Here is a 12,600-nt window from a genome sequence, read left to right as displayed (position 1 = left end):
TGCACCTCGCCGCGACAAAGCCGACATGGCACAAGTCGCTGGTGACCCGCCGCCCCGCAGTGCACACTCCGCCTCCCCTTTCGCCCGGCCTGCGGGCCCTGACGAGACGCCCATGAAACGCTTCGTACTGCTCGACACCGCCGCGATTCCCGGCAATGGCGGCGCCCTGTGCCTGTTCGAATACGGTGATGACTTCGTCATCAAGATCCAGGGCGGCAATGGCAACCAGTTGATGAACACCCGCATGCACGGCTCCGAGGACGCCCTGGCCGAGATAGCCTGCAAAAAAATCGCCGCACGGCCGCAGCCCCGGGCCCTGATCGGTGGGCTGGGCATGGGCTTCACCCTCGCCTCGGCGCTCAAGCATCTGGGTGCGGATGCTCAGGTGCTGGTCGCCGAGCTGGTGCCGGGCGTGATCGAATGGAACCGCGGCGCGCTCGGCGAGAAGTCCGGCCATCCGCTGCGCGATCCGCGGGCGAAGGCGCTCAACCAGGACGTTGCCGAGCTGCTGCGCGGCGAGCCGCAGGGCTTCGATGCCATCATGCTGGACGTCGACAACGGCCCCGAAGGCCTGACCCGCAAGAGCAACAGTTGGCTCTACTCCCTCGCCGGGCTCGACGCCTGCGCCCGCGCATTGCGCCCGCAAGGTGTGCTCGCCGTATGGTCGGCCAGCGCCGACCGCGCCTTCCGTGAGAAGCTCGGCAAGGCAGGCTTCAAGGCCGAAGAAGTGCAGGTCTTCGCCCATGGCAATCGTGGCCCCCGCCACACCATCTGGATTGCCGAAAAGCGCAAGGGCTGACGTCGGGCGTCGACGCTCGGCCTCGGCGAACAGAACGAAAGACCGCTACCAGGCGCTCACGCCCAGCTGCGTCGCCAGCCACAGCGCACCCGCCAGGCACAGCGCGACGCCACCCGCGGCCTGCCAGTGCAAGCGCCGGGCGAGCACCTCCTCGCCGTGGCTGGAAAGCACGAAGGGCAGCGCCTCGCGCGGGCGCTGCAGTTGGTGCAGCGAGGGTGCGGTACTGCTCTGCCGATGGCGGTCCTCGGCCTCAAGGCGCGCGGCCAGACGCACGCGGTTCCATTCCTGCTCGTCGAGGCGGCCATCGGCGTTGCTGTCGAAGCGCTGCAGCAGCCCGGCGAAATCGCCCTTCCACTGGCGGAGCACCTCGCGCTTGGCGGCCTGCAGGTCGAGGCCCTGACGGCCGCCGCCGCGGGTGCGGAAGTCGCCGATGGCATAGAGCGGCTCGCCGGCATGCAGGCGCTCCTCGGTGTAGCGATACGACCTGGCACCGCGGAACAGGCGCATCCAGCCTTGCGGCGCGGGGCCGCGCGGGTGCCGCAGGCTGCCGGTCCAGACCTTGCGGAAGGCCGGATGCACGTCGGCGCCGCGCGGGTCGATCAGGCATTCGCCGGTGGCGTCGGCCAGGCACAGCCAGGCATCGCTGGTGCCGCGTTCCAGCACGTGCCAGCTGCTGCGCTTGCCGTTGGAGCGGTATTCCTCGATGCAGTAGCGCCACCACAGGCAGCGCTCACCGGTCAGCGGCGCCAGCGGCTGCACGGCCGGCAGCTCGCGCAGCACGCCGACCAGTTCGACATACCCCTGCGCCGCCGAACGAATCCGCGAGGTCGGCGTGTCCAGCAGATGACGCGCGCGCGCCCAGCGCCCCACGCAGAGCCAGCCACCACCGAGGCAGAGCGCCGAGGCGCAGCCGACAACGAAGAGCTGCCCGAGATCCATCAGCCGAACAGCGCCTTGAGGTCGACGTCGGCCTTCTCGGTCTCGCTGAACTGCAACAATGCCGCCGCCTCGAAGCCGAACAGCCGGGCCAGGACGACATCGGGAAACTGCTCGATGCGCACGTTGTTCAGGTTGACCGCCTCGTTGTACAGCTCGCGGCGGTCGGCGATGCCGCTCTCCAGGCCGCTGATGCGCTGCTGCAGGTGGCGGAAACTCTCGTTGGCCTTGAGCTCAGGGTAATTCTCCGCCAGGGCGAACAGCCGTCCGAGGCCAGCGCGCAGCCCGCTCTCGGCTTGGCCGAGGGCATCGACGTCGCCCTGCTCGCGGGCGCTGGAGACGGCATTGCGGGCGCTGATCACCTGCTCCAGAGTGGCGCGCTCGTGCAGCATGTACTGCTTGCAGGTCTCCACCAGCTTGGGCAGCTCCTCGTGCCGCTGGCGCAGCAGGACGTCGATGTTCGCCCAAGCCTTGCCGACACCGTGTTTCAACCGCACCAGGCCGTTGTAGAGGATCACCGCGTAGGCGGCGACGAGAAACAGCACAACCAGTACAACCACAGCGCTCAGGCTCATCAGGCTTCTCCGTGAAGACCAGCTTCAGAATGCCAGCATTCTAACGGCTGTCGAAAACACGAAGGGAGAGGCCGTGCACGCATTGGCTTTGCACAAAATGAAAATCTTTCGCATTATTACCCGGTTTCAGAGCAGCCTCCGGCCGCGCATCATCTACCTCGCACGCAAAAGGAACCCGCACATGCTACGCACCCCTACCTGGGCAACCGTCAGCCTTCTGGCCGTGGCCATCTCGCTCGCCGGCTGTGGCGAAGACAAGGCGCCCGTGAACCAGACGGCCGCCCCGCAGGCCACCACCGAGAGTCAGCCTGCCGAGCAGGCCCAGCAGGACCAGGCCCAGAACGAGGAAGACGCCAAGGCCGTCGTCAGCCACTACGCCGATCTTGCCCTGGCCGTGTTCAGCGATGCCCATGCCACCAGCCTCGAGCTGCAGCAAGCCGTGGACGCGTTTCTCGCCAACCCCAGCGCGGAAACCCAGCAGGCTGCCAAGGATGCCTGGCTGGCCGCGCGCGTGCCCTACATGCAGACCGAGGCCTTCCGCTTCGGCAACACGGTGGTCGATGACTGGGAAGGCCAGGTCAATGCCTGGCCGCTGGACGAAGGCCTGATCGACTATGTCGAGGGCGACTACCAGCACGCCCTGGGCAACCCCGGCGCCACCGCCAACATCATCGCCAATACCGAGATCCAGGTCGGCGAAGACAAGATCGACGTCAGCCAGATCACCGGCGAACTGCTGGCCAGCCTCAACGAGCTGGCCGGTTCCGAAGCCAACGTCGCCACCGGCTACCATGCCATCGAATTCCTGCTCTGGGGCCAGGACCTCAACGGCACCAATCCCGGTGCCGGCCAGCGCCCTTACAGCGACTACATCGAAGGCGACGGCTGCACCGGCGGCAATTGCGATCGTCGTCGCACCTATTTGAAAGTCGCCACCGATCTGCTGGTCAGCGACCTGGAAGAAATGGTCGCGCAATGGCAGCCCGGCGCCGACAACTACCGCGCCAGCCTGGAAGCCGAGTCGGCCGAGAACGGCCTGCGCAAGATGCTCTTCGGCATGGGCAGCCTGTCGCTCGGCGAGCTGGCCGGCGAACGCATGAAGGTCGCGCTGGAAGCCAACTCCACCGAGGACGAACACGACTGCTTCAGCGACAACACCCACAACTCGCACTTCTACAACGCCAAGGGCATCCGCAACATCTACCTGGGCGAATACCAGCGCGTCGACGGCAGCACCCTCAGCGGGCCGAGCCTGGCATCGCTGGTGCAGGCCGTGAGCCCCGAGGTCGACAGCACGCTGAAGACCAATTTGGAAACCACCGAGGCCCAGTTGCAGGTGCTGGTCGAAAGCGCCAACAACGGCGAAGCCTTCGACCAGTTGATCGCTCCGGACAACGCCGAAGGCCAGGAAAAGGTACGCAACGCCATCGCCGCGCTGGTCAAGCAGACAGCCGCCATCGAGCAGGCCGCCGCCGCGCTCGGCATCAGCGATCTCAATCCCGACACCGCCGATCACGAGTTCTGATCGTTCGCCACACGGGTGCGGCGTGTTGCCGCGCCCGTGTCGGTTCACGCGCCTCGGCGAGCCCTGCCGGGACCATCGGCCCTCCCCTCAAATGCAAATCCCTCTTATTCAAATTCGATTAGCCTGCTAAGATTGCGCGGTTTTCCTCCGCCCGCAGGTCTGCCCGATGCGCCCGTTGTTTCGCTGTCTCTTCCCGTTGCTGGCCCTGGGCCTTGCCGCCTGCGGCGACGAAGCGCCCCACTTCGAGCAGGCCGAACCCGGCGAAGCGCTATCGGCCGGCGGCACCACGGTGATGAAGTTCGACCAGAATGCTTTCTCCATGCCCTCGGCGAATCTCGCGCCGATGCGCCGCCTGGATTTCAGCGTCGGCAACAGCTTCTTCCGCAGCCCCTGGGTGATCGCGCCCTCCTCCACCACCGCGCGTGACGGCCTCGGCCCGCTACTCAACACCAATGCCTGCCAGAACTGCCACATCAAGGACGGCCGTGGCCATCCACCCGGTCCCGAAGCCACCAGCGCCGTGTCCATGCTGGTGCGCCTGTCGATTCCCGCCGGGCCGGAGCATGCCGAAGTGGTGCGCCAGCGCGGCATCGCCCCGGAGCCCAGCTACGGTGGGCAATTGCAGGACATGGCGATTCCCGGGGTCGCGCCGGAAGGCAAGGTCCGCCTGCATTACACGACCGAGCAGGTGCGATTCGCCGACGGCACGCAGGTGGAGCTGCGCAAGCCGCAGCCGGAACTGAGCGAACTGGCCTACGGCGAGCTGCATCCGGACACCCTGATGTCGCTGCGCATCGCCCCGCCGATGATCGGCCTCGGCCTGCTCGAAGCCATCCCGGAAGAGGCGCTGCTGGCCAACGCTGATCCCGACGACCGCGATGGCGACGGTATTTCCGGGCGCCCCAACCGCGTGTTCGATCAGCTCAGCGGCGAAACGGTGATCGGCCGCTTCGGCTGGAAAGCCGGCCAGCCGAGCCTCAATCAGCAGAATGCCGATGCCTTCTTCAACGACATGGGCCTGTCCACCAGCCTGTTCAGCGGCAGCAACTGCACGGACCGGCAGCCCGAGTGCAAGGCGATGCCGAACGGCGGCGAACCGGAGGTCAGCGACCCGATCCTCGCCCAGGTGCTGTTCTACACCCGCAACCTCGGCGTGCCGGCGCGGCGCAACGTCGACGACCCGCAAGTGCTCGCCGGCAAGACGCTGTTCCACCGCGCCGGCTGCCAGAGCTGCCACGTGCCGCAGTTCACCACCGCCGCGGATGCCGCCGAGCCCGAGCTGGCCAACCAGTTGATCCGCCCCTACACCGACCTGCTGCTGCACGACATGGGCGAAGGCCTGGCGGACCACCGCCCGGAATTCGAAGCCAGCGGCCGCGAATGGCGCACCCCGCCGCTGTGGGGCATCGGCCTGACACAGACCGTCAGCGGCCACAGCCAGTTTCTCCACGATGGCCGCGCGCGCAATCTGCTCGAGGCCATTCTCTGGCACGGCGGCGAAGCCGAAGCGGCGCGGCAGAAGGTGCTCGGCTTCGACCGCGAACAACGCGAGGCGCTGCTGAGCTTTCTCGAGTCGCTCTGAGTGCCCCATTCATTCATCAGCTCCCGCCGCCAGGCGGGAAGCAACGAACACAGCCTTGCGAGGACGCCATGACCCACACCCGATCCATCCGCATCGCCACCGGCGGCGTGCTGGCCGGCCTACTGCTCAGCGCCTGCACCCCGGCCGATCCACAGGCACAGGCCAGCAAGGCGCTGGCCGAGGGCGTGCTGCTGCCGGCCTACACCCAGTGGGCCGAAGCCGACCGCCGCCTGGCCGCCAGCGCCATTGCCTTCTGCGCCGAGAATCAGACGCTGGAGGAGACCCGCGGCGCCTTCTTCCATGCCCAGACCGCCTGGGCCGGACTACAGCCGCTGCTGATCGGGCCGATGGGCGAAGGCAACCGTGCCTGGCAGGTGCAGTTCTGGCCGGACAAGAAAAACCTGGTGGCGCGCCAGGTCAGCACCCTGCTGAAGAACAAGCCCGACCTCACCCAGGCCGACCTGGAGAACGCCAGCGTCGTGGTGCAGGGCTTGAGCGCCTACGAATACATCGTCTTCGACAACGACGTGGACCTGGCCGACAGCGACAGCAAGGCGCGCTATTGCCCGCTGCTGGTGGCCATCGGCGAACACCAGCAGCGGCTCTCGGCCGACGTCCTGCAGCAATGGCAGGACAAGGACGGCATGGCCGATCAGCTGCGCAGCTTCCCCAACGAGCGCTATGCCGAGCCCGGCGAGGCGGTCGCCGAACTGCTGCGCGTGCAGGTCACCGCCCTCGACGGCCTGAAGAAGAAGCTCGGCGCGCCGCTGGGGCGCCAGACCAAGGGCCATCCGCAGCCGTACCAGGCCGAGGCCTGGCGCAGCGGCGCGACCCTGGCCAGCATCGCCGCGGCGGTCGACGGCGCCGAGCGCATCTGGTCGGGCGCCGACCAGGACGGGCTGCGCAACTTGCTCGGCAGCGAACAGGCCGAACTGGCCCAGCGCATCGACCTGGCCTACGCCGATCTGCGCCAGCAGTTGCAGCAGCTGGACCAGCCCTTCGCCGAACTGCTCGCCGAGGAGCCCGGCCGGGCCCGCCTCAACCAGCTGTACGCGCAGTTGGACCGACTGCACCGCCTGCAGCAGCTGGAACTGGCGCGCGCCCTGGGCGTGCAGATCGGCTTCAACGCCCACGACGGAGACTGAAGCATGAAGCGTCGTACCCTCATCGGCCTAGGCGGTGCCGCGCTGGCCGCCGGCGCCATCGGCGGCTGGACCCTGACGCGCCATGGCGGACAGCCGGTCCTGCTCTCGGCGCGTGACGATGCCGACGGCCGTCACTACGCGGTCGGCTATCGACTCGACGGCAGCCAGGTGTTCGCCACACCGGTGGCCGAACGCTGCCATGACGTCTATCCGCACCCGCACCTGCCGCTGGCGGTCTTCGTCGGCCGCCGGCCGAGCCGCGAGAGCTACCTGATCGACTCGCGCGACGGCCGTCTGCTGCAGGCGCTCGCCTCGCCGGCCGACCGTCATTTCTACGGCCACGGCGTGTTCCACAAGGATGGCGAGTGGTTCTACACCACCGAAAACGACACCGCCGATGCCGGCCGTGGCGTGCTCGGCGTCTACCGCCTCGAGGGGCGGCAGCTGCTGCGCGTCGGCGAGCACTCGACCCACGGCATCGGCCCGCACCAGTTGCTGTGGATGCCGGACGGCGAAACCCTGGTGGTCGCCAACGGCGGCATCCGCACCGAGGCCGACAGCCGCGAGATGATGAACCTCGACGCCATGGAGCCGAGCCTGGTGCTGCTGCGCCGCGACGGCAGTTTGATCAGCAAGGAACAGCTGCCCGAGCAGATGAACAGCGTGCGCCATCTCGCCGTGGCCGCCGACGGCACCGTGGTCTCCGGCCAGCAGTACGAGGGCGACCCGATGGACCGCGTGCCGCTGCTGGCGATCAAGCGCCCGGGGCAGCCGTTCCAGCACTTCCCGCTGGCCGAGGCGCAGCGCCAGATCATGAACCAGTACACCGCCAGCCTGGCCATCCATGACTCGCTGCGGCTGCTGGCGGTCACCGCCCCGCGCGGCAACAAGGTACTGGTCTGGGACCTGGACAGCACGCAGCTGCGCCAGGAAGTCCATCTGCCCGACTGCGCGGGTGTCGCGGCAGTGGCCGAAGGCTTCGTCGTCAGCTCCGGCCAGGGCCGTTGCCGGCTGCTCGATTGCCGCGGCGCGCGCATCGCCGGCACTCCGCTGACCCTGCCTGCGGGGCTCTGGGATAACCATTTGCGGGTTGTCTAGCGCTCCAGAAAAGCGCACCGTCGCCGAACAGTGCGGGCGAGGGCATGGACGCTCGTCAACGCTTCGCCATTCGCTCCAGGTCGAAGGGTGAACCATTCACCAGGTTCACCCGGCCTCTCACCGATTCGTCCCCTTTGGCGCCCCGCCCGCTTTACTTGCCGCCGATTCGAGGCTAATTTCCTCGCTCTCTCGGGCATCCGGCGCCATGGACGAGCGAAGAACTGCCGCCGTATCCAGCCACGAGGGTGCTCCCTGCGGCTGCCTCGATCATGGCGGTAGACAGCCGGCTCACGTCTCCAAGGAAAACGGAAAATGTTGCGCCGCATGCTGTTCATGCTCGGTGCGGTGATCGTCGTCGTGCTGATCCTCGCCGCGCTCAAGTTCCATTCGATCTACCAGCAGATCCAGCAATTCAAGGCGCCCCCGCCCGCGATCGGCGTCGAGGCGCAAACCGCGCGCAGGCTCGACTGGCAGAGCCGCCTGCCGGCCATCGGTACGCTCAAGGCATCCCAGGGCATCGACCTCAGCGTCGAGATCGCCGGCACCATCAGCGCCGTGCAGTTCCGCTCGGGCGAGCAGGTCGCCAGGGGCCAGCCCATCGTCCTGCTCGACAGCGAGGTGGAACAGGCCAGCCTGGCCAGCGCCGAGGCCGATCTCGCCCTGGCACGCCTGGAATTCCAGCGCGCCCGTAGCCTGCTCGAGCGCCAGGCGCTTTCCCGCAGCGAGTACGACCGGCTCAACGCCCAGTTGCAGAAGGCCGACGCCAGCGTCGCGCAACTGCGCGCCAGCCTGGCGAAGAAGCGTGTGCTGGCGCCTTTCGCCGGGACCATCGGCATACGCCAGGTGGACGTCGGCGATTTCGTCGCCGCCGGCACGCCGATCGCCACCCTGCAGGATCTGTCCATGCTCTATGTCGATTTCTTTCTGGCCGAGCAGCATGTGCCGCTGCTGGCGCTCGGCCAGCGCGTGCAGCTGCAGGTTGCCGCCTATCCCGGCGAGCGCTTCGAGGGCGTGATCAGCGCGCTGAACCCGAAGGTGGAAACGACCACCCGCAACGTGCAGGTGCGGGCCGAGCTTTCCAATCCCGATGGCCGCCTGCTGCCCGGCATGTTCGCCGACCTGCAGGTGCTGCTACCGACCCGCACCGAGCAGGTGGTGGTGCCGGAGACCGCGATCACCTACACGCTGTACGGCAACTCGGTGCTGCTGGTCAGCGAAGGCGCCGCGCCGGAAGGCGTGACCAGCGACGGGCCCTATCTGGTGGTCGAACGGCGCTTCGTCACCACCGGCGAGCGCCGCGACGGGCTGGTGCTGATCCTCGACGGGCTCGAGGGTGGCGAACGGGTGATCACCGCCGGCCAGCTCAAGCTGGACAACGGCACCCACGTCACCCTCGCCGATCAGCGTACGCTCGAGCCGGAGCCCGATCAGCAGCCTGCTACCGAATAAGGGTGACCCATGGCATTCACCGATCCCTTCATCCGCCGCCCGGTGCTGGCCAGCGTGATCAGCCTGCTGCTGGTGCTGCTCGGCGTGCAGGCCTTCAACAGCCTCAGCATTCGCCAATACCCGCAGATGGAAAGCACATTGATCACGGTGACCACCGCTTATCCGGGGGCCAACGCCGAGACCATCCAGGGCTATATCACCCAGCCGCTGCAGCAGAGCCTGGCCAGCGCCGAGGGCGTGGACTACATGACCTCGGTGAGCCAGCAGAACGCCTCGGTGATCTCGGTCTATGCGCGCATCGGCGCCGACACGGATCGTCTTTATACCGAGCTGCTGAGCCAGGCCAACTCGGTGAAGAACCAGCTGCCGCAGGATGCCGAGGACCCGGTGCTGAACAAGCAGGCCGCCGATTCCACCGCGCTGATGTACATCAGCTTCTACAGCGACCAGTTGAGCAATCCGCAGATCACCGACTACCTGTCGCGGGTCATCCAGCCCAAGCTGGCGACCCTGCCGGGCATGGCCGAAGCGCAGATCCTCGGCAACCAGGTGTTCGCCATGCGCCTCTGGCTCGACCCGGTGAAGCTGGCCGCCTACGGCATCTCCGCCGGCGACGTCAACGAGGCGGTGCGCAAGTACAACTTCCTCTCCGCCGCCGGCGAGGTGAAGGGCCAGTACGTGGTCACCAGCATCAACGCCGACACCGAGCTGAAGACCCCGGAAGCCTTCGCCGCCATTCCGCTGCGCACCCAGGGCGACAGTCGAGTGCTGCTGGGCGACGTGGCACGGGTGGAGATGGGCGCCGAAAGCTACAACTCGATCAGCTCGTTCGACGGCATCCCCTCGGTCTATATCGGCATCAAGGGCACGCCCAGTGCCAACCCGCTGGACGTGATCCGGGAAGTGCGCGCGATCATGCCGCAGATCGAGGCGCAGCTGCCGCCGGGCCTGAAGGCGACCATCGCCTACGACGCCACCGAATTCATCCAGGCCTCCATCGATGAGGTGATCAAGACCCTGGCCGAGGCGGCGCTGATCGTCATCATCGTCGTCTTCCTCTTCCTCGGCTCGCTGCGCACCGTGCTGATCCCGGTGGTGACCATCCCACTGTCGATGATCGGCGTGCTGTTCTTCATGCAGGCGATGGGCTACTCGATCAACCTGCTGACGCTGCTGGCCATGGTGCTGGCGATCGGTCTGGTAGTGGACGATGCCATCGTCGTGGTGGAGAACATCCACCGGCACATCGAGCAGGGCAAGTCGCCGTTCGACGCCGCCCTCGACGGCGCGCGCGAGATCGCCATGCCGGTGGTGTCGATGACCGTCACCCTGGCGGCGGTGTACGCCCCGATCGGCTTCCTGCAGGGCCTGACCGGCGCACTGTTCAAGGAGTTCGCGCTGACCCTGGCCGGCGCGGTGATGATCTCCGGCGTGGTGGCCCTGACCCTGTCGCCGATGATGTGCTCCAAGCTGCTGCGCCACGAGGAGAATCCCAGCGGCTTCGCCCATCGCCTGGACCTGCTGTTCGAACGCCTCAAGCAGCGCTACCAGCGGGCCCTGCACGGCACCCTGGATACGCGCCCGGTGGTGCTGGTATTCGCCGCGCTGGTCCTCGCATTGATTCCCGCGCTGCTGATGTTTACCGAGAGCGAGCTGGCGCCCGAGGAGGATCAGGGCATCGTCTTCATGATGGCCAGCGCGCCGCAGACCGCCAACCTGGACTACCTGAACGCCTACACCGACCAGTTCCTGGAGATCTTCAAGAGCTTCCCGGAGTACTACTCCTGGTTCCAGATCAATGGTTTCGACGGCGTACAGAGCGGCATCGGCGGCTTCCTGCTCAAGCCCTGGGACGAGCGCGAGCGCTCGCAGATGGAGATCCTGCCCGCAGTGCAGGCGAGGCTCGACCGGCTGCCCGGGTTGCAGATTTTCGCGTTCAACCTGCCGTCGCTGCCGGGCACCGGCGAAGGCCTGCCCTTCCAGTTCGTGGTCAATACGGCCAACGACTACGAGACCCTGCTGCAGGTGACCGAGCGCATTCGCCAGCGCGCCCAGGAGTCGGGCAAGTTCGCCTTCCTCGACGTCGACCTGGCCTTCGACAAGCCGGAGATCGTGGTCGAGATCGACCGCGAGAAGGCCGCGCAGATGGGCGTGTCCATGGAAGACCTCGGCCTGACCCTGAGCACCCTGCTCGGCGAGGGCGAGATCAACCGCTTCACCATCGAAGGTCGCAGCTACAAGGTCATCGCCCAGGTCGAGCGCGCCTACCGCGACAATCCAGGCTGGCTGAGCAACTACTACGTGCGCAACGAACAGGGGCAGATGCTGCCCCTGTCGACCCTGATACAGATACGCGACCGCGCACGGCCGACCCGGCTCAAGCAGTTCCAGCAGCTCAATGCCGCCACCATCCAGGGTTTCCCCATCGTCAGCATGGGCGAGGCCATCGGGACGCTGCAGGACATCGCCCGCGAGGAGGCACCGCAGGGCTTCAGCTTCGACTATGCCGGCGCCTCGCGGCAGTACGTGCAGGAAGGCAATGCGCTGTACCTGACCTTTGCCCTGGCGCTGGCGGTGATCTTCCTGGTGCTGGCCGCGCAATTCGAGAGCTTCCGCGATCCGCTGGTCATCCTGGTCACCGTGCCGCTTTCGGTGTGCGGTGCGCTGGTGCCGTTGTTCCTCGGCCTGTCGAGCATGAACATCTATACCCAGGTGGGACTGGTGACGCTGATCGGGTTGATCAGCAAGCACGGCATCATGATCGTCGAGTTCGCCAACCAGCTGCGCCGCGAACAGGGTCTGGGCCGGCGCGAAGCGGTGGAACAAGCCGCGGCGATCCGCCTGCGCCCGGTACTGATGACCACCGCCGCCACAGTGTTCGGCATGCTGCCGCTGCTCATCGCCAGCGGCGCCGGCGCGGTGAGCCGCTTCGACATCGGCCTGGTGATCGCCACCGGCATGTCGGTGGGCACGCTGTTCACCCTGTTCGTGCTACCGGCGGTGTACGACCTGCTGGCCCGGCCGGACTCCGCCCCCCGTACCGTGCCCTGCGAGGCACGCTGAATGTCGGAGAGTCAGCCGCGGCTGCCCGTGCCTTGCGAAAGGCTATAGAGGAACAGCAGCAGGTCGTGATCGGGACGCAGCTCCGCCTGCTCGAAGCCGCTGACAGGCGGCAAAGGGCAATAGCTGCGATTTTCGTTGCCGACCACCAAGGCACCCGGTTCGTGCCAAGCCGCGATGCACAACGATGTGAGCCCTAAAGCGCCGACCAGGAAAAAAGCTCGTGCAGTTTCAAGCTTCATGGCGCAACCCCTTGAGTAACTACGATTTTAGTTGACAGTAGTCCAAGACAAACGATCACACCCAGATTGCGACCGACGGCCTTGTTCAAGGCCGAAAGTCTCGAATCAGCAGCCCACCAAAACGTACTTTCGGCATACCGAAACTGCGCAACATCTTGCACACCCCTGATGTGGATAACCCTGTTGATA

11 protein-coding genes are annotated in these 12,600 nt (G+C 66.7%); 7 read left to right on the top strand and 4 right to left on the bottom strand.

The annotated features are described in order from the left end of the window. Positions 1–112 precede the first annotated feature (112 nt). A complete protein-coding gene (locus IN820_RS17790; RefSeq protein ID WP_193682260.1) occupies positions 113–799 on the top strand; it encodes a spermidine synthase in 687 nt (228 codons plus the stop codon). 45 nt (positions 800–844) lie between these two features. On the opposite strand, the gene IN820_RS17785 is transcribed toward IN820_RS17790, so the two are convergent. Together IN820_RS17785 and IN820_RS17780 are read right to left on the bottom strand one after the other, a co-directional pair. Beyond that, the gene (locus IN820_RS17785) at positions 845–1,738 is read right to left on the bottom strand and encodes a GIDE domain-containing protein (protein ID WP_193682259.1); all 894 of its coding nucleotides are present in this window, start codon (positions 1,736–1,738) and stop codon (positions 845–847) included. Then, positions 1,738–2,310 (bottom strand): LemA family protein, encoded by a 573-nt coding sequence (locus IN820_RS17780; RefSeq protein WP_193682258.1) that lies wholly within the window; start codon positions 2,308–2,310, stop codon positions 1,738–1,740. Before IN820_RS17780 ends, IN820_RS17785 begins: the two co-directional genes overlap by 1 nt. A gap of 181 nt (positions 2,311–2,491) precedes the next feature. On the opposite strand from IN820_RS17780, the gene IN820_RS17775 reads away from it, so the two are divergent. The 6 genes from IN820_RS17775 (at position 2,492) to IN820_RS17750 (ending at position 12,172) form a co-directional block, all read left to right on the top strand. Beyond that, positions 2,492–3,835 (top strand): imelysin family protein, encoded by a 1,344-nt coding sequence (locus tag IN820_RS17775; protein ID WP_193682257.1) that lies wholly within the window; start codon positions 2,492–2,494, stop codon positions 3,833–3,835. A gap of 166 nt (positions 3,836–4,001) precedes the next feature. After that, positions 4,002–5,417 carry a di-heme oxidoreductase family protein gene (locus IN820_RS17770; protein ID WP_193682256.1) on the top strand — a complete coding sequence of 472 codons (1,416 nt, stop codon included), beginning with the start codon at positions 4,002–4,004 and terminating at the stop codon, positions 5,415–5,417. 68 nt (positions 5,418–5,485) lie between these two features. Then, positions 5,486–6,562: an imelysin family protein gene (locus tag IN820_RS17765; protein ID WP_193682255.1), complete on the top strand. Its 1,077-nt coding sequence runs from the start codon at positions 5,486–5,488 to the stop codon at positions 6,560–6,562. Between the two features lie 3 nt (positions 6,563–6,565). Beyond that, positions 6,566–7,660 carry a DUF1513 domain-containing protein gene (locus tag IN820_RS17760; RefSeq protein ID WP_193682254.1) on the top strand — a complete coding sequence of 365 codons (1,095 nt, stop codon included), beginning with the start codon at positions 6,566–6,568 and terminating at the stop codon, positions 7,658–7,660. 312 nt (positions 7,661–7,972) lie between these two features. Next, a complete protein-coding gene (locus IN820_RS17755) occupies positions 7,973–9,109 on the top strand; it encodes an efflux RND transporter periplasmic adaptor subunit (protein WP_193682253.1) in 1,137 nt (378 codons plus the stop codon). Positions 9,110–9,118: 9 nt separating this feature from the next. Next, entirely contained in the window at positions 9,119–12,172 is a 3,054-nt protein-coding gene (locus IN820_RS17750; RefSeq protein ID WP_193682252.1) for a multidrug efflux RND transporter permease subunit, read from the top strand. Between the two features lie 11 nt (positions 12,173–12,183). Here the strand turns inward: IN820_RS17750 and IN820_RS17745 are convergent, their stop codons facing one another. Both IN820_RS17745 and IN820_RS22455 read right to left on the bottom strand, forming a co-directional pair. Beyond that, positions 12,184–12,411: a hypothetical protein gene (locus IN820_RS17745; protein WP_193682251.1), complete on the bottom strand. Its 228-nt coding sequence runs from the start codon at positions 12,409–12,411 to the stop codon at positions 12,184–12,186. Further along, a partial coding sequence (locus IN820_RS22455; protein WP_207793688.1) for a hypothetical protein occupies positions 12,408–12,600 on the bottom strand: 193 nt, incomplete at its 5' end. The genes IN820_RS22455 and IN820_RS17745, both read right to left, overlap by 4 nt.

Source organism: Pseudomonas lopnurensis, from assembly GCF_015070855.1.
In the GTDB taxonomy this organism is placed as follows: Bacteria; Pseudomonadota; Gammaproteobacteria; order Pseudomonadales; family Pseudomonadaceae; genus Stutzerimonas; species Stutzerimonas lopnurensis.
Note: the sequence above shows the minus strand (reverse complement) of the source record. Positions and strands in the feature narration are given on the sequence as shown.